At 67.2% G+C, this 20,166-nt stretch carries 13 protein-coding genes; 5 read left to right on the top strand and 8 right to left on the bottom strand.

The annotated features are described in order from the left end of the window. The first annotated feature begins 110 nt into the window (after window positions 1-110). The 5 genes from BAU07_RS21910 to BAU07_RS21890 all read left to right on the top strand — a co-directional run bounded on the left by BAU07_RS21910 (window position 111) and on the right by BAU07_RS21890 (window position 7,553). Window positions 111-998 (top strand): dienelactone hydrolase family protein, encoded by an 888-nt coding sequence (locus BAU07_RS21910; protein ID WP_066662456.1) that lies wholly within the window; start codon window positions 111-113, stop codon window positions 996-998. A 32-nt stretch (window positions 999-1,030) separates the two neighbouring features. Continuing rightward, a complete protein-coding gene (locus BAU07_RS21905) occupies window positions 1,031-1,534 on the top strand; it encodes a peroxiredoxin (protein ID WP_066662453.1) in 504 nt (167 codons plus the stop codon). A gap of 77 nt (window positions 1,535-1,611) precedes the next feature. Then, window positions 1,612-2,967 (top strand): MFS transporter, encoded by a 1,356-nt coding sequence (locus BAU07_RS21900; protein WP_066662451.1) that lies wholly within the window; start codon window positions 1,612-1,614, stop codon window positions 2,965-2,967. 204 nt (window positions 2,968-3,171) lie between these two features. Next, on the top strand, window positions 3,172-3,906 hold the full coding sequence (locus tag BAU07_RS27265; RefSeq protein ID WP_157122387.1) for a hypothetical protein: 735 nt from the start codon (window positions 3,172-3,174) through the stop codon (window positions 3,904-3,906). 44 nt (window positions 3,907-3,950) lie between these two features. Continuing rightward, a complete protein-coding gene (locus BAU07_RS21890; RefSeq protein WP_084025915.1) occupies window positions 3,951-7,553 on the top strand; it encodes an RHS repeat-associated core domain-containing protein in 3,603 nt (1,200 codons plus the stop codon). A gap of 85 nt (window positions 7,554-7,638) precedes the next feature. On the opposite strand, the gene BAU07_RS21885 is transcribed toward BAU07_RS21890, so the two are convergent. The 8 genes from BAU07_RS21885 to tssH are packed head-to-tail and all read right to left on the bottom strand — an operon-like array spanning window position 7,639 to window position 20,143. After that, window positions 7,639-9,411, bottom strand: coding sequence for a hypothetical protein (locus BAU07_RS21885; protein WP_066662443.1), 1,773 nt, complete (start codon window positions 9,409-9,411; stop codon window positions 7,639-7,641). Window positions 9,412-9,435: 24 nt separating this feature from the next. Then, window positions 9,436-10,185, bottom strand: coding sequence for a type VI secretion system-associated protein TagF (gene tagF, locus BAU07_RS21880; protein ID WP_066662440.1), 750 nt, complete (start codon window positions 10,183-10,185; stop codon window positions 9,436-9,438). An 11-nt stretch (window positions 10,186-10,196) separates the two neighbouring features. After that, window positions 10,197-13,832: a type VI secretion system membrane subunit TssM gene (tssM, locus tag BAU07_RS21875; protein WP_415830285.1), complete on the bottom strand. Its 3,636-nt coding sequence runs from the start codon at window positions 13,830-13,832 to the stop codon at window positions 10,197-10,199. Next, window positions 13,829-15,115 carry a DotU family type VI secretion system protein gene (locus BAU07_RS21870; RefSeq protein WP_066662437.1) on the bottom strand — a complete coding sequence of 429 codons (1,287 nt, stop codon included), beginning with the start codon at window positions 15,113-15,115 and terminating at the stop codon, window positions 13,829-13,831. The genes tssM and BAU07_RS21870 overlap by 4 nt, the downstream gene beginning before the upstream one ends. A 21-nt stretch (window positions 15,116-15,136) precedes the next feature. Beyond that, window positions 15,137-16,471: a type VI secretion system baseplate subunit TssK gene (tssK, locus tag BAU07_RS21865; RefSeq protein ID WP_066662434.1), complete on the bottom strand. Its 1,335-nt coding sequence runs from the start codon at window positions 16,469-16,471 to the stop codon at window positions 15,137-15,139. A 57-nt stretch (window positions 16,472-16,528) separates the two neighbouring features. Beyond that, window positions 16,529-17,098 (bottom strand): type VI secretion system lipoprotein TssJ, encoded by a 570-nt coding sequence (gene tssJ, locus BAU07_RS21860; protein ID WP_232338179.1) that lies wholly within the window; start codon window positions 17,096-17,098, stop codon window positions 16,529-16,531. Between the two features lie 46 nt (window positions 17,099-17,144). Continuing rightward, the gene (locus tag BAU07_RS21855; RefSeq protein ID WP_066662432.1) at window positions 17,145-17,516 is read right to left on the bottom strand and encodes a TssQ family T6SS-associated lipoprotein; all 372 of its coding nucleotides are present in this window, start codon (window positions 17,514-17,516) and stop codon (window positions 17,145-17,147) included. Then, the gene (gene tssH, locus BAU07_RS21850; RefSeq protein WP_066662430.1) at window positions 17,513-20,143 is read right to left on the bottom strand and encodes a type VI secretion system ATPase TssH; all 2,631 of its coding nucleotides are present in this window, start codon (window positions 20,141-20,143) and stop codon (window positions 17,513-17,515) included. The genes BAU07_RS21855 and tssH overlap by 4 nt, the downstream gene beginning before the upstream one ends. Window positions 20,144-20,166: the final 23 nt, after the last annotated feature.

The following is a 20,166-nucleotide window of genomic DNA, read 5'->3' as shown; positions in this document are numbered from 1 at the left end:
GCAGGGCCGAGCGATCGGCATGTAAGGGGCCAGCACGGCGTCCGCCACGGGCGCCGGAGATGGCGGCGCGCCGTGGCGCTTCCCCGGCGATTGATCAGGAGCAGGGTTCCATGAGCATGGACGACAAGCATCTCGATAGCCTTCTTCCCAGGTTGCGCCTGGACCGGCGCGGCTTCATCGCCACTGCGGCCGCCTCGGCCGGGTATTGCCTGGCCGCGGGTCCCGTCATGGCGCAGACGGCCATCAAGACGGACGCCCAGGGATTGACCGCCGGCTGGGTCGAGGTGCCGGCCGCGGGCGGCAACATGCGGGCGTACCGCGCGGCCCCGCAGAACAAGACCGGGCTGGCCACGGTGCTGGTGGTGCCGGAAATATTCGGGGTGCACGAGTACATACAGGATGTCTGCCGCCGGCTTGCTCATCGCGGCTATATGGCGATCGCGCCCGACCTGTTCGCGCGCCAGGGCGATCCGTCCAAGTACACGGAGGTCGCCAAGTTGTTGTCCGAAGTGATCAGCAAGATCCCCGACCCGCAGGTGCTGGGGGACCTGGATGACTGCGCCAAGTGGGCGTCCGCCCATGGCGGCGATGCGGACAAGCTGGGGATCATCGGCTTTTGCTGGGGCGGACGCTATGTCTGGCTGTATTCGGCGCACAATCCCAAGCTGAAGGTCGGCGCCGCCTGGTATGGCGCCTTGCGCGGCAAGACCGATGGCAAGATCCGCACGGCATTCCCCGTCGACATCGCGGACAAGCTGCATGCCCCCGTCCGCGGGGCCTACGGCGCCGAAGATACGGGTATCACGCAGGAAGACGTTCAGGCAATGCGGGATGCGCTGGCCAAGGGTTCGCCTGCCGCGCGCGCTTCGGTGATCGACGTCTATGCGGGCGCTGGCCATGCTTTCCATGCCGATTACCGTCCCAGCTACCGCAAGGAAGCCGCGGATCAGTCATGGCAGCGCATGCTGGAATGGTTTTCGCAGCATAATTTCAAGTAAACCGCTTTTTCATCCCTACACTGGAGAACTCCATGACCATCAAAGTCGGCGACCGGGTGCCGGACGGCACCCTGACCGAATTCATCGAAACCGAAACCGAAAGCTGCGCGCTGGGGCCCAACAACTTCCAGGTCGCCGATCTGGTCAAGGGCAAGAAGATCGTGGTGTTCGCGGTACCGGGCGCCTTCACGCCGACCTGCTCGGCCAAGCACCTGCCCGGGTTCGTGCAGAATGCCGCGGCCTTCGGCCAGAAGGGCGTGGACGAGATCTGGTGCGTGGCGGTCAATGACGCCTTCGTCATGGGCGCCTGGGGACGCGAACAGAAGACCGACGGCAAGGTCCGCATGCTGGCCGACGGTTCGGCCACCTGGACCAAGGCACTGGGCCTGGAGCTGGACCTGAACGCCCGCGGCATGGGCGTGCGTTCGCAACGCTATGCCATGGTGCTGGAAGACGGCGTCGTCAAGACGCTGAACGTCGAGGCCCCGGGCAAGTTCGAAGTCAGCGACGCCGCGACCATGCTGTCGCAATGCTGATGCGGCCAGCCTTGCACTGAAAGTACCGCCATATCCGAGAGCCGCCCCGTGCGGCTCTCGTCGTTGCTCGGGGCACCATGTACGCCACGATTTCGTCTTTTTCCTCGTTGTACGCCGCGACCCTGCTGATGCTGTGCGGCACGGGCCTGTTCAATACCTTCATGGGGCTGCGGCTGACCGCGCAGTCCGTCAGTCCGTTCTGGATCGGCATCCTGATCGCCGGCTATTACCTGGGCCTGGTGTGCGGGGCCCGGCTGGGGCATCGACTGCTGATCCGCGTGGGCCATATACGCGCCTTCGTGGCCTGCGCCGCGATCGCCGCCACCATGGTGCTGGCCCAGGCTTCCATCGTGATCCTGCCGCTGTGGCTGGTCTTCCGCCTGGTGGCCGGCATCGCCATGGTGACCCAGTTCATGGTGATAGAAAGCTGGCTGAACGAGCAGACCGAGAACCGGCTGCGCGGGCGCGTGTTTTCCGTCTATATGCTGGTGTCGGGCCTGGGGACGGTGCTGGGACAGTTGTCGCTGACGCTGTTTCCGACGCTGGATCTGCGGCCGCTGACGCTGGTTGCGGTGTTCCAGATCCTGTGCCTGGTGCCCATCGCGCTGACGGCGCGCTCGCATCCGGCCACACCGGTGCCCGCGCCGCTGGACCTGAAGTTCTTCGCGCGTCGCGTGCCCTTGTCGATGACCGTGCTGTTCGTCGCCGGCATGCTGTCCGGCGGCTTCTATGGCCTTGCGCCGGTTTATGGCGCGAAGCACGGCTTTTCCACGTCTGAGGTGGCCGTCTACGTCGCGGCCACCGTTACCGCCGGCCTTTTGTCGCAGTTCCCCATGGGCTGGCTGTCCGACCGCGTGAATCGCGCCGGGCTGATCCGCGTCAATGCCGTGCTGCTGGCCGTGTTGCCGGCCCTGCTGTGGGGATGGACCACGCTTCCCTTCGTGGTCGTGCTGTGCCTGACCTGCGTCTTCGGCGTGCTGCAGTTCACCTTGTATCCGCTGGGCGCGGCCTTCGCCAACGACCATGTGGAGCCGGAACGCCGCGTCGGGCTCAGCGCCATCCTGTTGATGGCCTATGGCATCGGGGCCTGCATCGGGCCGATGATCGCCGGCGGCCTGATGTCGCTGGCCGGTCCGAACATGTACTACGTGTTCGTGTCGGCTTGCGCCTTGACGCTGGTCCTCACCGTGCGGCCGATGCGGGTCACCCACGAGCACCAGGTGGAGGACGCGCCGGTGCATTTCGTGGTGATGCCGGACACGCTGCAAAGCTCACCCGCTGCGGCGGCGACATTGGACCCGCGCGTGGATCCCGAGGTCGACAAGGAGCTGGTCATGGTCGAGCCCCAATCCGATGTCGTGGCGCCGCCACGCGCAACGGCAGCGCCGGAGAAAGAGGCGTCAGACGAGGCGGAAGACGCGACGCGCGTGTAAGACGCGTGGGAACAGTTGGTTGGCCGGGGTCGCGTGCTTGCGCAATCCCTCGGTCCCCAACGGCATAGGCATGACCGCCGGACCGGAGATTGCCTGACCGCGCGCGAGCGGCCTGGCGCTGCAGCGATCGGGACATCGATCATCACAAAACATTACCCCTGCGGTGTCGGAGCCGCGGCTCGCCGCGACTTACTATGGGCTCGCGTGTTCGCTGCCAAGGGCACATCGAAAGCGGCGCCCGCGCTGCGGTGGCTCGGGCCACACGGCCACGCGATGCACGACATGCGGCTTCTGCTTCGTCCTTGCAGGCAGCCGGTGCATCGGAATGTCCGCGACTGGCGTTTCCCGGAATTCTCCGATGAATGCGGGCCCTTGGGAGGGGAGATTATGCGAAGAACCACCGGTGCCATCTGTGCCTTCGCGGTTTTCTTGCTGCAAGCTGCGCTTCAATCTTCTTATGCAGCGTCGGCCAACGCCACGTTCAATTGGGTGAATCGTACGAAGCATTCGATGTACGTCAAGGTCAATTCCCAGAATTCCTGCGCGCTCTCCTACGGCACCAAGAATTTCACGTTGAAGCCTGGGGGGAGTTATAGCTTGCAGGTGATGTACCTCGCAGGCTGTTCGAGCTTGCAATTGGCCTGGGATGTGTCAGGAGGCGGGTCGAAACGGCCTTTCTCGGGGACGCTCACCTATAAGCACAACTACCCGGACCCCAAGACCAGGACGACGGCGGGCGTAGGGATTGATTACTCCGCACAGCTGAAGGGCGCTTCTTTCCGGATTGCGTGCGGCAACAATCAGGTTATCTGCTATCGACCGAACAAGATTGCCGCCGTGATTGCACGAGGGCCCGGAGCCTCCATCGACCTATTGTCCGACGCTGTGTTCGGTATGGAGCTCTTTGGCGGTACGTCGCCGATCCGCCAAGGGCTTTGAAGGCAAATCACTCGTTTCGAGCGCAAGTAGCCGGAGTCTCCGATATGCCTATCCTAATGAGCCATTGCACGCGTAACAGCGGCCAGGCGCTTCTGGATGAGACAACATTCACCTACGCAAGCGACACGGCCAATTTCGGTCGGCTGACCCGGCGTGTCCGCACCCACCACGATGGCCAGGCCTATGCCACCACGGAGGATTTCGGCTACGGGAAGGACGCGGATTCGAACGGCGCGATCCTGTACACCCGCACCGTTACGACGCACGATGGTCTGAAGGTGAGCACAAGCGCCAGCCGTTCGGCCCTGACCGGCCGGCTGTGGCGGCGGACCGGCGCGCAAGGCGTGGTTACCGCTTACACCTATGATGCCTTGGGACGGTTGCTCACACGCACTCGCGATCCCGGCGGTATATACGAAAACACGCTGACGTACGATTATGTGATCACCAGCGGAACCGACGAGGCGTTCCAGCTGGTCGTCACGGATTCGAATGGCAACAAGCGCTGCCGTGGAATGGATGGAGCCGGCCGTGCGCTCTATATCGCGCCCAATAGCGTGGACGACGGGCTGAACGAACCCGAACCGCAGAAGTACAAAACGGTCAGCCGGACCTACGATGGCCTGGGCCGGCCGGCAGCCCATAAACGGGCCGACTGGCTGCTGGCCACGGGAGGCGAGTATGCCCGCACCGGCACCTGCGCCTACGACGACTGGGGCTCTCCTTGCCGTGTGGATTACGACGACGGCACGTGGACCGGCCGCGCTGTCGATCCCATCGGACTGACCTCCAGGAGGGTTATCGGCGGCAAGAACAAACAAGGCAGCGTAACCAGCGGCCAGGTCGTGAACACCTATGACGCGGGCGGCAGGTTGCTCAAGGTTGCCCGCTATGCGGCCGGTGCGGATACGAATTCCGCCGCGCCATACAGCACGCGCACAATGAGCTACGACGGCCTGGGGCGGCTGCGCAGCATCACCGACCCATTGGGCCGTACCACGACGTACGAGTACGACAACTGGGGCAGGGCAGTGCAGACGACACTGCCCGATGGCACGGTGGTCAAGCGGCGCTATGGCGCCGACACGCCGGCTCCGCGTGTCGTGGAAATCACCCTGGCGAATTCGGCGCAGCAGGTGCCGGAAACAACGCTGGGAACCCGCGCTTTCGATGGGCTGGGCCGCGTCGTATCGGCCGACGTTGGCGTCGGCTCGTGGCAGTACGAATACGATGCCCCCAATGCCGATACCCACACGATGGACCCTCGCGCTTCGAGAGTGACCTCCAGCGACGATCCGGTGCGTGCGTTCAGCTATATTGCGGAACTCGGCGGCAAGGTCGGCACGATAAAGGCATACGGGACCGGTGGGGCAGACGATCCGCCGGCGATCGTACAGAGCTTCACGTACGACGCGGCCACGGGCTCCCTGGAGTCTGCCAGCGAGACGACGGAAATCGCGGGGCTTGCGTCTTCCGCGCAGTACGGCACCCATGCGTCCGGACGCCTGAAAAGCCAGACGTGGGTCCAGGGCAATACGACCGGAACCATGGCGTACGATCACTACACGATCGGCGGCATGTGTTGCCAGTACACGCACGTCGATAATGCGGTGCGTACCACCACGCTCGATTCCTGGGGCAGGATCGGAGAGGTGAGCGATGATCAGATGAAGGTCACGCTGACCTATGATCCCGCTGGCCGGCTTACTGTCTGGCAGACCTCGGATTCCGCGGCCAGCCATACCTTGCGAGTGCCGCTTACGCTGGACGATTACGGCCGTGAAGTGGGACGTTCGATTTGGGAAGACAGCGAACCGTCCGGCGATCCCACGTGGCAGATTACCCAGCAATGGAACGAAGCCGACCTGCTCACGCAGCGCACGATCAAGCAGGGCGGCAATAACTATCGTACGGAAAGCTACGGCTATGACAGTCGCAACCGGCTGACGAAATGGGCAAGCTCGGGCGCCAGCCCCACGGACCGTTATGGCAATGTTTTGCTTGCACAGGTCTTCACCTTCGATTCCTTCAACAATGTCACGCAGGTCGTCAGCAGCTTTCCCGACGGACAGAGCAACACGGCCAGTTTCCAGTACAACGATCAGGCAGGGGCGCCCTGCATGTTGTCCAGCTTTTCCAATACCCATCCCACCTATCCCGCCCACAATGGCACGCCGGCGACCGTGTCGTATGCGGGCACCCGGCTCACTGGCGACGGCCTGGGCAATGCGTTCGGTCCGTACGATGAGTTGGGTCGGCTAACGCAGGTCGCCACGCCGGCTGGGACGGCTCACTACGCCTACGATCCGCTCGATCGGCGGCGCAGCCGGGTCGACGGAAGCGGTGCGAGTTATTTCTACTACAAAGGGCGCGCGCTGGTGAACGTCGTGGAGGGCGCCAACGCCACGCGGCTGCTGCGATCGCCGGCGGGAGGCACTGCCCAGTACAGTGACCGGGGAGGCAGCGGTGAAGTGTGGCTGACCGCCAGCGACGCTGCCGGTTCGGTGCTATCGGCCAGCTCGGGCGCGAATCGCGAGGAGTTCGCGTACAGCCCGTACGGCGAGGATCAGGACAAGAACAATGTGACGATATCCGGCTATACCGGCCAATACCGCGATCCTCTATTGCCAGGGTACATGCTGGGTAATGGCTATCGCGCTTACCTGCCGGCGCTGATGCGCTTCGCCCAGGCCGATAGTCCGGCCTATAGCCCCTTCGGCAGGGGCGGGATCAATCCTTACGCGTACTGCGCCGGCGATCCGATCAATCGCTCCGATCCGTCCGGACACTTCTTCCTGACCCATTGGATAAAGCACATCGACCATGACATCGGCAATTTCTTCTCACGGCACGCTCCTTTTATCTCGCGCGCGTTCAACGCAGCGGGGCGGTGGGTGCTGAATTTCACCCAAAAGGGCGGCGTCCTGAGCTTTCTTCCCGACAAGGACAACCCATTGGTGCTAGGCGAAAACTGGTTCTCCGGTGTCATGCGGACCAAGTACTTGCGCTACACCCCGCTTGCTTTCGCCCTGAAAGGAATGAACTGGGCCACCAACGAATTGACCAATGTCATCCACAACACCACCGGACTTTCCGATTCGTGGTCCAAACTGGGCGCGATGGGGATCGAGGCCGGCGTCACGTATGGGGTGGGTGAAGGGGTCGGCGCTGCTGGGGCAATGCTCGGCGAGTCGGGCGCCGCTGGAGAGGAGGCCGCCAGCCAGGCAGGCCTTGGCATGACGGGGAGCAATAGCGCGGGCGACGTCGCGGAGAGCTGGGGTCGTTTCGAAGGCGGTGCGGACAGTTTTGCTTCCAATCTCTCACCCGCGGAGGACGCAGGTGGCGAGTTACTGGATGAGAAGCCGACTCCGCCGCCCCCGGAATATCCGACTGAGCCGTATGAGGAGGAGCGCCTGATAAATGTTGTCTATGACAACGGCAATGTTATTGACCAGCAATGGGAGACCTGGACTTATTACCCTGGCCCCTATCCCATGGCACCGACTGTACCGACCTTTGCGGAGTTTGCGATCGATGAGGGGTTCCTGGGTCTTTTGCCCAGCTACAACTGGGCAGTCAACCTCATGGGATCCGAATATGCGTTGCCTCCCGAAGTGGGAGAGCCGCCACCGGACTACATGCCTTGATCAGTCGTCAAATTGATGCCTATGTCCGCCGCGGACCGTATGAGGGACGCGCCACCCTGATGGTGTGGTGGCGAGGCACGCCTGCTCACTCAAAGGTATGCGAAATCGCCGCACTGCGCCCGGCCGTGACAACCAATGTCTGGTGATAGTCCGGGCCTGCTTTGTTCCGGACGGTGATTGCGTACTTGCCAGGAGGCAGCGTCAGGCGATTAAGCGGCGGGCTGACGCCGTGTGAACGACCGTTGACCAACACCTCGCCCCACGGTCGGATCGAGACCGATACGGTGACCGGGGTCTTGCTGGCCGGCGGCGGTGCGAGCGCTGCCTTGGATCGTTCGTCGCGGCCTGGCTTCGCTTCGGCGGCGGCGGCCGGCAAGGCGGCCGGACCGGCACTCGGGTTTTGCGATTCGGTGGCGGCACGAGCCGTGGCGGGAGACGATGTGACGGCGGGGGATGCCCCCTGGGCCGACGTCGCGGGGGAGGACGTAGCTGGGGCGGAAGTGTCAGGGGACAGCGTCCCGACCGCTGGGGCCGCCGCGGATGGCGGGCTCGACGGACCCATGCCGGAGGAAGGCAACGCTGCCGTATCCGTAGTCGATCCTGTCGCCGGTGTGGCGGGCGGAGTACCGACGCCGGTGGCGTCTGCCGCCGGTGTCGCGGAGTTCGTGGACGGCGGCGAAGTCGCACCTTCGGCGGCGATATCCAGTGGCGCCGTGTCGCGCGCATCCGTGCTGGACGAGGCGATCCCCGCCGCTTCTCCCGGCGGACTGTTGATTGTCCCTGCGGCGGTGCCGGCCGCTGCGTTGCCGGAGGCGCTGTCGGCGGCGCGGGCGACGATGTCGGCTTGCTGGGTCGGCTGGGGTCTCAGCCAGACGTAGACCGTGGCCGCGATGGCGACGATGATGGCCAGGACCATCAACCATGGGGCTCGCTGTTGCGTAGGCGGCTGCTTGCCAGGCGGCACCGGGACGGACGCGGTCTTGCGGGCGTCCCGATCATTTAACTCGTGTGCGGCCGATAGAACCGCCGTGTGCTTTTCCAAGTCCCGCGTTGTCCCCGGGAGGATCTCCGGCTCCCGGTCCAGGCGCGGCGACGCCTCGCGCGATGCAGGCGCCGCGGCAGGGATTGTGGGTGCTGGTGCAGGCTCCGGTGCGGGTGCTGAATTCGACACTGCTGCCCTTGACGCTGCGGCGGCGCCCGCCCCTTGTGCTGCCGCCATGGCCGCGCCCGCCGCCTCTGCTGTCGGTGCCGCCGCCGCTGGGGCTGCGGGCGCCGTCTCTGTTTCCGTTGCCGCTCCCGTCGCCATTGGGCTTACCGCGGCCGGCATCACATCCAGATGCAGCATGCGCGCGAACGCGTCGATCGTCTGCGGGCGCGCGTGGGCGTCCATGGCCAATCCCTGGTCAAGAACGGCACAGAAGGCCTCCTCACCGGGGGCGCAGCGCTGCGCCAGCGGAACGTAATCGTCACGCACGCAGCGCGCCAGCGCGGGCGGAGGCGGCATGGCGGTCAACAGCGCGCACGCCGTGGCGGACAGCGCGTAGATATCCGTCCATGGGCCGCAAGGCGTGTCGGGGTCATCCGTGTATTGCTCGAAGGCCGCATAGCCGTCGCGGTGCAGCGCATACTCGGCGTTGGCCGCCGGCATCAGGGGAGGCGACAGCAGCCGCGCGCGGCCGGACTCGTCCAGGCCGATGGTGGACAGTGAGATGTCCCCGTGCACGGCGCCCGTGCGGTGCAGGTCGGCCAGGGCGGGCGCCAGGTCGGCGAGAATGCGGCGGACACGATCCGGTCCCATACCGCCGGCGGCAGCATGGCCGTCCAGGGTTTCATGGGCGTTCGCGGCACCTGGTTTCATATGCGGCTCCTGGAGCTTGCGTCGTCATGGCCGCCACGCGGGCAGCGAAGAGAAAAGCCGGGAAAACAGCGTGGCGTTCAGCGCGCCGCCATGCACATAGGTTTGCAGCGCCGCGCCGTCGGCCTGGTTGGTCCACCAGTAGCTGGTATGCGAGCTGGGGTTGAAGCAGAAGGGCAGGTCCGGCCACGCCGCCAACGATCGTGTGGCCAGCGGAGCGATCGCGTCGCCGACGCCCGCGTTCAGGATATCCATGATGTCGTTGCCCGATGAGGGCGCCGCCTCCCGCGCCGGGCCGGGCAGGGGCACGTAGAGCAAGGACTTGTCGAACACCTCGGGCGTGCAGCCATGCCGCACCGCCGCAAGCATATTGACCCCGATGGCGCGGTAATACTCGCTGCCGCCCTCCAGCAGGCCGCTGTGATATTCGCCGGCCTGCAGGGGCAGGGCGACGCAAAGCGGATAGCCGCGGCCCACGCGGTCGCGGCTGGGGGCGATGCAGCCCAGTTGCGCGACGCCGGCGCCGGGACCGGCGGGGATGGCGAAGTTCCAGATGGGCGCGCCGGCGAAACCGCGCGCCGCGTGGGCGTCGGCGCTCTGCTTCAAGCCCGCCACCCCGTGCTGCAGCCAGCGGTCCCACCACGCGATCAATTCGCGCGGCAGGCGCCGGTGCACGAAGTCGCCCGACGCCGGCATCTTGCCGTACCAACCCAGGCGTCCACTCAGGTACGCGTTGCCCCTGTCCTGCGTCCACCGGTTATCGGTTCGCTTGTCCATGCCCTATCCGGCTACGTACGGCCCGGGCATGAATAGCCCTGCATCTCGGCCAGGCGGAACGGACTCTTCACGCTGCCGGCCGTGATTTCCAGCACGACCTTGCGTCCGCCGAAGTCAAAGGTGGCGAGCGTCGTCTCGGGCGAGGCGCCACGCCGTAACTGGGCTTTGTCCAGCATCCGGTTCAGCGCCCATGGGCCGGATGTCGTCATGCCGGCGGCCCCGACCTGGGGCGACAGCTCGATGCTGACCTGGTTGGATCCGCGAGGACCCGGCCACTGCACCGTGGTGGCGACCTGCGGGCCGTGCGCGTAGCGTATGGGCTGGCCGTCCACGTCCATCAGGAATTGCGTGATGCCGGCGTCCATTTCCACCGGCCGTATCGAGACGCGGTAGGAAGGCATGGGGTTGCCGGCCGTGAAATAGACATCGCGTATGACGCCAGCCTTCTGGAAGGCATCCAGGTAACCGGATGTCGAGCCCGCCTGGCCATCGATGCCGGGCTTGAAACGCCAGCGTGGCCCCGACACGTCTATCTGGTTCACCAGGTGCTTCTGGAAGAAGTCGTCCATCATGCCGTTGGGCGCGAACAGCCGCGCCATGTCGTTGGGCGCGACGTCGCGCGCCGACTGCGCGGCGAAAGGGTAGCGTCCCGCGATGGACTGCCGGCAGAACAGCCCGATGGTGGCGGAGACGGTGTCGCCCATGCGTTCACGCGCCACGTCGCTGATCTCCCCGGATGCGTTGACCGACAAGGTATCGAGCAGGCCGCGCACGGGACCGGGCATGCGGCCGGCCTCGGCCCGCAGTTTGGTCACCACGTCCGCGCTCGGCGTGGGGCTGGCGCTGCGCAGCGCGGCATCGGCGGCGGTCAGGTAGGTATAGAGCTCGTTGATCAGGCCGGTGGTGGCGGCGATGGGAGGCGCGCCGCCGGCGCCTTCCGGCTGCGTCAGGCGCCGGTAGGGCTCGAAGTGCTGGTCGACCACGCGTTCGAGCTTCTCGTCGCTGGCGTCGCCGCGGATGGCGCCGCCCGGGCCGGTGGGGCCGAACATCTGTTCCAGCGCCTCGCGCGTGCTGCTGACCCGGTCGCGGGCCTGGTCCATCAGCGATCGTTCGTCGGACCCGGTATCGCGCAACAGCGTGGTCTCGCGGGCCACGCCACGCACCAGGCGGGCCAGCGGCGAGTCCGGCGCCGACAGCGTGCGCGCCATCTGGATGTTCTGCAGCAGCGAGGTGCTGGGCGCCAGTTGCAGGTCGTTCAGGTAGGCATCCCATTGCGCGACGTAGTCGTTCATGTACAGCCGCTTGATGTCGACGATCAACTGGCGCCGCGCCGTGTCGTCCAGCAGCCCGGGCGGTGCGATATCCAACACCCAGGCATCGTCGCTGCGCAGCAGTTCGGCCACCCGTTCGACGCGCTTGTTGAAGACGTCCCAGTACCCGCGGTAGCTGTACAGCGCCGGTATGCCCTGCGTCAGCGGCTTGCCGCTCTTGCGCACGAACACCGCGGTCGCCTGCGGCCCGCCCAGGGTGACGGCCGTACTGTCGGGCGTTTCGTCCGTGTTGGCCAGCATGCGACGCAACCGGCTGTAGGCCCGTTGCGCCAGGGTGTAGCGCGCCAGGCGGTCGCGCGCATCCCGCACCAGGTCGTCGTCGCGCGGGAAGGGCGAGGCCAGCACGCGGTCCTGCACGAGGTTGCGCAGGTGCAGCGACATTTGCTCGTACTGGCGCCGCGTATAGCCTTCCGGCAGCGTCTTCTGCATGTCGGAAAGCAGCCAGGCATGCATGAATTCGGCGTCGTAGTGATCGGCCTCGTACAGCATCAGGTAGGCGCGCAGCGCTTCGTACGAGAATTCCAGGTCCGCCGCGGACGCCTTGCGCAGCGCGCCTTCCACGCGCCGCGCCACCTGCGGCAGCAGGGTGCGTTCCAGGGTATCGCGGTATATGCCCTGCGCGGCCGATTCCATCTTGCGGCCCTGGTACAGGCCGAAGCGGTAGCGCAGCGGCGGATCGTCCAGTTCGAAGCGGGCGTCGCGCGGCAGGAACCACAGCGCGTCCAGGAAGGGCATCAGGCCCAGCACGTCGCCGGCGCGCGTGATCTTGATGTCGCGGCCCAGCTTTTCCACGGTGGGCACGCGGCGGGCGACTTCGTCGATATAGCCGGCGTTGTTGCGATAGCTGATGACCCAGCCTGTCGCCAGGACCAGGAAGGCAACGGTGATGGCGCCGTAGCCGGCCCAGTGCAGTTGCCGGTAGCGGCGCTCCCAGCGCAGGTTGCGTCCGGCCAGGCCGGCCTCGCGGAAGATCACGTCCTGCAGCAGGTTCTTCAGGAAATAGCTGCGGCCCTCGCCCGGGGCGGGCGGGCTGGCCGGCGGGGCGGCCGCGCCGTCGATGCGCAGGTAGCGCTTCAGGTGCCCGGTGACCTGGTCGAAAGTCTCCCCGCCTTGCGTGCCGCTGGTGAAGTAGACGCCGCGCGGCAGCAGCCGCGCTTCGAACTTCGACGAGGCGAACACATCGCTCAGGAAATGCCCCAGCATGGCCTGCAAGCCGGCGAACTGCTGCGGGAGCATATAGGCAAGGGCGCGCCGGGCCGGGTCGGTTTCCGCGGCCAGCACTTCGGGCAAGGCGTCGTCCAGCCGCCGCTGCAGCAGGCGGTACTCGGCGTGGAAGGCTTCGTACAGGTCGAAGTCCGGTTCCTGGGTGCGTGCATAGGGCAGGGTGAAACCCCACACCTGCGCCAGATCGTCCCGGCTGAACGAAGCGAAGTATTCCTCGAAGCCCGACAGCAGGTCGGTCTTGGTGATCAGTACATAGACGGGAAACTGGATACCCAGTTGCTCGCGCAATTCCTGCAGGCGGCGCCGCAGCACGGCCGCGTGCTGCACGCGCTCGGCGTCCGAGGCGCCCAGCAGGTCCTCCACGCTGATCGTCAGCATGGCGCCGTTGATGGGCTGGCGGCCGCGGTACCTGGACAGCAGGCCGAGGAAACCCTTCCATTCATCTTCGTCGCCGGTGGGATCGCTCTCGTGGGTGGTATAGCGGCCGGCAGTGTCCAGGAGCACGGCATCGTCGGTGAACCACCAATCGCAATTGCGCGTGCCGCCCACGCCGCGCAGCGCCACCTTGCCGAAGCGGTCGGCCAGCGGAAAGTTCAGGCCCGAGTTCGCCAGCGCGGTGGTCTTGCCCGCGCCCGGCGCGCCGATGATCACATACCACGGCAGCTGGTACAGGTACTGGCGCGTATAGCGGTGCAGGCCGAAGCGGCCGCCGCCCTCGGCGAAGCGCCGCTTGCGCAGCAGCTCCACTGCTTCGTCGAAACGTTCCTCCAACTGGCGCAACTGGTCCTTGTCCGTTTCGCGCGCCGGCGCCGCGGCCTGCGGACGGGCGGGCCGTCGCAACTGCCCCAGCAGTTGCGCGTTCAGGCGTCCTTCGCGCCATTTACGCCACAGCAGGCGCAGCAGCCAGACGCCGAACAAGGCGCCGATGACGATCAGGCGCACGGTTTCGCTTTCCAGCGGACGCGTGGTGCCGATCGCCAGGATGGGACCGATGATCCAGACCAGCACGGCCAGCGCGACCACGCCGAGGAAGTTCCACAAGCTACGGCTGAAGAGGAAACCGAACATCCGGTAGAAGAAGCTGGACATCATGGCTGCGCGCCCTCGAGCGTGGTTTCGCGCGGCACCGGCGGCACCATCAAGGTGATTTCCACGCGCCGGTTCAGCGCCCGCCCGGCCGGCGTATCGTTGGGCGCCATGGGATCGGCCTCGCCGCGGCCTTCGGCGCGTACGCGGTCGGGCTGGCCCAGCCGCTGTTCCAGGATGTTCTTCACCGTATCGGCGCGCGCCTGCGACAGGTGCCAGTTGGAGGGGTAACGGGCGCTGCGCATGGGGACATCGTCGGTGTAGCCGCGGACCAGGATGGTGCCGTGCGTTTCGCGCAGCGCGTCGGCCACCCGCGACAGCACCGGTATGTACGGGCCGCGCACTTCCGCGGCGCCGGACTCGAAGGCGCCGTCGCCGCGCAGCACCACCACGCTGCGGTCCACTTCATCGCGCACCGTGACCAGGCGGTCGCGGATCTCGGGCGCCAGGAATACCGCCAGCCGCGGCGCCGGCGCGGGACGCGGCTGCGCGGGCATGGCGATCTGCACGGTGGGCGGCTTCAGCGCGCTCACGGCGGTGAAGACGGCGTCGGACTGCCCGCCCAGGCGCCAGCTCAGCAGCGAAAACACCGCCAGCGCCAGCACGGCCGCCAGCGCGCCGTAGGCCCATAGCGGCACGGGCAGTCGCCGCATCGGCAATTGCGCCGGCGCGTCGCGCCAGTGGGGCGACAGTTCGCGGGGATACTCGCCACGCGCCGTGCGCAGGATGCGCAGCAGGCGCTGGCGCAGGGTCTCCAGTTGCGAGCGCCCGTTGTCCACCACGCGGTAGCGGCCTTCGAAGCCCAGCAGCAGGCAGTAATAGAGCAGCTCCAGCAGGTCCAGGTGCTGGGTCGGGTTCTGCGACAGCCGATTCAGCAGTTGGAAGAACTTCTCGCCGCCCCAGGTTTCGTTATGGAAGGTCACCAGCAGGCTGTGCGCAGACCACACGCCGTTGCCGCCCCACGGCGTCAGCGCCGCCGCTTCGTCCAGCGCCGTGCACAGGCAATAGCGCGCGCCAAGGATGGTTTCGTTCGGTATGCCGGCCTGCTGCGCGCGCAGTTCGAACTGGCGGATCTCGTCCAGCAGGTGTTCGCGCAGCATGGCCGGCGAGGGGTGGCCGGCCGTGGCGCGGATCTGCGGGATCAGGTCGAGCAATGGATTGGCCGCGGCGACCAGGGGATTGGAGCCGCTGATGACATACTCGTGCGGCCGCAACCGGCTGGATGCCGGGGCCCCGGTATCCGCCGGGCTGCCCAGGGGGCCGGGCAGGGCGCTGTCCGATGCGTGCATGGGTGTCGTCTCCTACCGGGCTCAGTCGCGCAGCGCCCAGAACTCCATCGTCAGGCCGGGGAACTCGCCGGCCAGGTGCAAGGCCAGCGCGCCGCTGCGTTCCAGCTGCTTCCAGAAGTCGCCGTTCTTGTCGAGCTCGAAATACACATGGCCCGCGCTGTAGGGAATCTGCCGCGGCGCGACGGGCAGGGCGCGCACCGCGACGCCGGGCAACTGCAGGTGCACCAGATCGCGGATCTTTTCCACGGGACCGATCTTGACCTGGGCCGGGAAGCGGGTACGCACGGTGTCAGACGGGATGTCGGCGCGCACGGCCAGCACGAAGCCGGCGTTGCGCAGCAGCTCCAGGTCCGGCACCTGGGCGACGCGCACGCCCTGGCCGCGGTCCTGCAGGGGAATCTGCAGCGCGCGCTGTTCGAGCACCGCCGACAGGGACCGGCGCAGTTCGTCCATCAGCGGCGTGAAGGTGGCCTGCAGGTCGTCGTGCGCGTAGTCCGGCAGCGCCTGCGGGCGCCTGGACGGCGACGTGTAGGTGGCGAGGTCACAGGCCAGCATCAGCCAGTCATGGAACAGGCGCTCGGGATGCACGCCGGCCATCTGCCGGCCGTGCCATAGCGCGCCCAGGTAGCGGTTCACGGTCTCCAGCAGCATGAAGTCGGAGACCTCGGCCACCCCGCCACGGCCCGGCTGCGACAGGCGCCGGGCCAGCGCCTCGCTGCGCGCGTCGAGCAGGCCATACAGCTCCTGCACATAGCCGTTCAGCACGGGGTGCGCGCCCGCGGCCAGCCATGGCGGGATATAGCCGTCGTCCAGCACCACCCGGTTGTCCGCCCGGCGCTCCACGATGCGAGCCACGCCCAGTCCCAGCCACTCGTCGGTCAGCTCGCTTTCCAGCATCAGGCGCAGGCGCAGCCGGCCCACCTGCAGTAGGGCCGGCTCCAGGCCCATCGCGCCGCTGTCTTCCACTTCGGTTTCCTGCACCAGGTAGCGCGCCAGCGCCGACGCTTCGTCCTCATAGGCGGTGTCGCCCGCCCCGGCCCGCACGCGCGGCAGCGCCAGCATGACGCGCGAGCCGGCGGCATGCCCCGGAACTTCCAGGGCCGGGGGCGCCTCGTCCGGCTGCCAGAATTCGAAGGGCGTGCCGTCCGGCAGGACGCCGCGCGCCTCGCTCAAGGCCAGTTTGCCCAGCGCCAGCGCGTCGCGGTCCAGGGACAGGTGGACGAAGCCCCAGAAGAAGGCCTGCGCGGCCGACGCGCGCTGCTGGATCGCATGTTCGACGTAGCGTTCGAACTGCTGGAAATGCTGGGGACGCAGGAACATCCCCTCGGACCAGATGACTTTGTTGCGCTGTGGCATGACGTGTTGTTCAGGTGGATTGCATGGCGGTACGGCGGCGGCGGGCCGGTGCGGGTCTCAGAAGGGCCACCACGAGCGGTCCCGGTCCGTTTCCGCCAGGCCCCTGCGGCCGACGGCAACGTGGACGTTCTCCGCATTCGGGGAAAACTGCCAGACCTTGTAGATGTTGGTGTTCTGCGGTTCCGGCAGCGGCACGACCAGGCGCCAGCGGCTGTGTTCCAGGTCGCGATAACCCGCGACGATGCCGATGGCGCGCGCCTCCGGGTTGCCCGGCCGCTGCACCACCTGCGTCTGTCCCGGCTTCAGGATGACCTGGTCGGTATTCAGCAGGTCCTTGCCCAGCGCCGCCTGCGCGTCGGCCTGCAGGGAAAAGTAATCGCGCGACTCGAAGGTGCCGGGGGATTTCAGTTCGTACATGGTGACCTGGATGGGCGAAGGCCGGCCGCTGCTGTCGGGGTTGACCTGCGCGTCGGCGCTGAAGGCGATCGCATAGGGGATGGGAACCTGCCGGGCCGTGGACGAGCAACCGCCCAACAGCGTCGCGCCGAGCAGGCACGGCAGCAATGCGGACACGCAGGCGCGGGCGGCGCCGCGCATGCCGGACCGCGATGTCCGGGTCGTCGTCATACCGGTCCTCCTTCGGGACGTCATGTCGCGAACCAGGCCGGCCATGTCAGCCTGCCCCGACGGCCGCCTGGGCGCGCTGGAACGCCGGGCCCCATTGCGGATGGCCGGCCTCGTTGGGCGCCAGCGCGAATGACGGCTGGATGCGCAGGATGCGGACGAAGCCGTCCTGGCACAAGGCAAGGTGGTCGGTGACGCAGTAGCTGAAGGACTGCAGCTTGAGCGCTTCCACGCGTTCGGCGCGCGGCGCGCCGGCCAGCGCGCTCGACGTGGCCACCGTGCGGATGACGCTGCCGTAATCGCCCGCCGCGTAGGCGGTGCGCACGCCCTGCAAGGCCTGCCGCGCGGCCTCGTCCTGCGCGGAGGCGCAGCCGCCCAGCACCGCGGCGGCCATCAGTAAGGGAAGGAATGACTGCTTCATGATGCGTACTCGTAGCTGAATTCCCCGTCTGCCACGCCCAGCGTGACGGAACGGATGCGGTGATCCTGCGTGGATGCGGTCAGCAAGGCGCGGCCGATATGGGGCAGCACCGTGTTGGTGAGAATGGCGTCGACCATGCGCGCGCCCGATTCGACTTCGGTGCAGCGCGCCGCCACCAATGCCGTCGCCTCCGGCCGCACGGTCAGCGCGATGCCATGGTTGTCCTGCAGGCGCTGCCGAATGCGGGCGACGTGCAGGTCCACCACGCCGGCCAGCATTGCGTCGCCCAAGGGCAGGTAGGGCACCACGACCAGCCTTCCCAGCAACGCGGCGGGAAAGACCTGGCGCAGCGGTTCGCGCAAGGCCGCGGCCAGGCCATCGGGTTCCGGCGCCAGGGCGGGATCGCGGCACAGGCGGGCCAGCAGGTCCGCGCCGACGTTGGAGGTCAGCAGGATGATGGTGTTGCGGAAATCGATGTGGCGGCCTTCGCCGTCCTCCATCCAGCCTTTGTCGAAGACCTGGAAGAAAATCTCGTGCACGTCGGCGTGGGCCTTTTCGATTTCATCCAGCAACACCACGCTGTACGGACGCCGCCGCACCGCCTCGGTCAGCACCCCACCCTCGCCGTAGCCCACGTAGCCCGGCGGCGCGCCCTTGAGCGTAGACACCGTGTGCGGTTCCTGGAACTCGCTCATATTGATGGAGATCAGGTTCTGCTCGCCGCCGTACAGGGTTTCGGCCAGCGCCAGCGCGGTCTCCGTCTTGCCGACGCCGCTGGGGCCGCACAGCAGGAACACGCCCACCGGCTTGTCCGGATCGGTCAGCCGCGCGCGCGAGGTCTGGATACGCCGGGCCAGCGTTTCCAGCGCATGACGCTGGCCGATCACCCGCTTCTCCAGGACATCGGCCAGGCCCAGTACGGCGCGTGCCTCGTCGCGCACCATGCGGCCCACCGGAATGCCGGTCCAGTCGGCCACCACGGCGGCCACTGCGGCGGCGCCGACGGCGGGATGCACCATCGGCGTCTCGCCCTGGGCTTGCGCCAGCGCCTGCTGCGCGTCCACCCGCCGGGCCCGCAGCGCCGCGGCCTGCGCCGTCGGCAGGTCGGCGCGCTCCAGCGCCTCGGTCAGCTCCAGCACCTGCGCGGCCAGCCGCTGCTCGGTTTCCCAGCGTGCCGCAAGCGTGGCTTCTTCCGCGCGTGCCTGACGCAGCTGTCCCACCAGCGCCTGCGCGCGGTCCGCGGGCGCGAGCCCCAGCCGGGCTTCGCGATCGGCGATGTCGCGTTCGATCTCCAGGGCGCGGATACGGCGGTGCGTGTCCTCCAGCACGGGGGGGACGGCGTGCTGGCTGACCGCGACACGGGCACAGGCCGTATCCAGCAGCGCCACCGCCTTGTCGGGCAACTGGCGCGCAGGGATGTAGCGGTGCGAAAGCTTCACGGCGGCTTCGATGGCCTCGTCCAGCAGCAGCACCCGATGGTGCCGCGCCAGGGTATCGGCCAGGCCGCGCAGCATGCCGAGCGCGCGCGTTTCGTCCGGCTCGTGCACCTGCACGACCTGGAAGCGCCGCGTCAGTGCGGGGTCTTTCTCGATGTACTTCTTGTACTCCGACCAGGTGGTGGCGCCGATGGTGCGCAGTTGTCCGCGCGCCAGCGCCGGCTTCAGCAGGTTGGCGGCGTCGCCCGTGCCGGCGGCGCCGCCGGCCCCCACCAGGGTGTGGATTTCGTCGATGAAAAGCACGATCGGCTTTTCGCTGGCCTGCACCGCGTCGATGATGGCACGCAGCCGCTGCTCGAATTCGCCCTTTACCCCTGCGCCGGCCTGCAGCAGGCCCAGGTCCAGCAGATACAGCGAAACCCCGCGCAGCGCGGGCGGCACGTCGCCGGCGGCCAGGCGCAGGGCCAGCCCCTCGGCCACCGCCGTCTTGCCCACCCCGGCCTCGCCAGCCAGCAGCGGGTTGTTCTGGCGCCGCCGCATCAGGATATCGACGATCTGGCGGATCTCTTCGTCGCGGCCGGACACGGGATCGACCTGGCCGGCGGCCGCGCGCGCGGTCAGGTCCACGGCATAGCGCGCCAGCGCGTTGGCGCCGGCGGACGACGGCCCGGCATCGGCAGCGCCGGTGGACGGGACGGCGTCGTCCATCGCGTCCTCCGGCGAACCGCGCACGATCTGGTCCAGGTCCTCCAGCAGCACATCGGGCACGATGCGGGCGAATTGCCCCGACATGCCCAGCAGTACATTGCGCAAGGCATAGGTTTTGACCAGCGCCAGCAGCAGGTCGCCGCCGCGTATCCGGGCGCGGCCGTAGCGCAGCGAAGCCAGGATCCAGGCGCGCTCCACCGCATGATCGATATGCTCGGAAAGATCGGCGACCGAGCCGGCGCCGCGCGGCAACTGCTCCAGCGCCCCCGCGATGTCGGCCTCCAGGCGCGCCGCGTCCATCTCGAAGCGGCGCACGATGCGATGCAGGTCGCCATCCTGGTGATGAAGCAGCTGGTGCACCCAGTGCACCAGTTCCACATAGGGATTGCCTCGCAGCTTGCAGAACGCGGTGGCGTTGTCCAGGCTGCGATAGAGCAGGGTGTCGAGCTTGCCGAAGAGGTCGAGGCGGCCGATGTCGGACATAGAGGGTCTTTGCGTGGAGGGCA

Origin of the sequence: Bordetella flabilis (assembly GCF_001676725.1) — a bacterium.
GTDB lineage: Bacteria > Pseudomonadota > Gammaproteobacteria > Burkholderiales > Burkholderiaceae_B > Bordetella_C > Bordetella_C flabilis.
The sequence above is the reverse complement of the archived record's forward strand: the minus strand, read 5'-3'. Positions and strand labels throughout refer to the sequence as shown.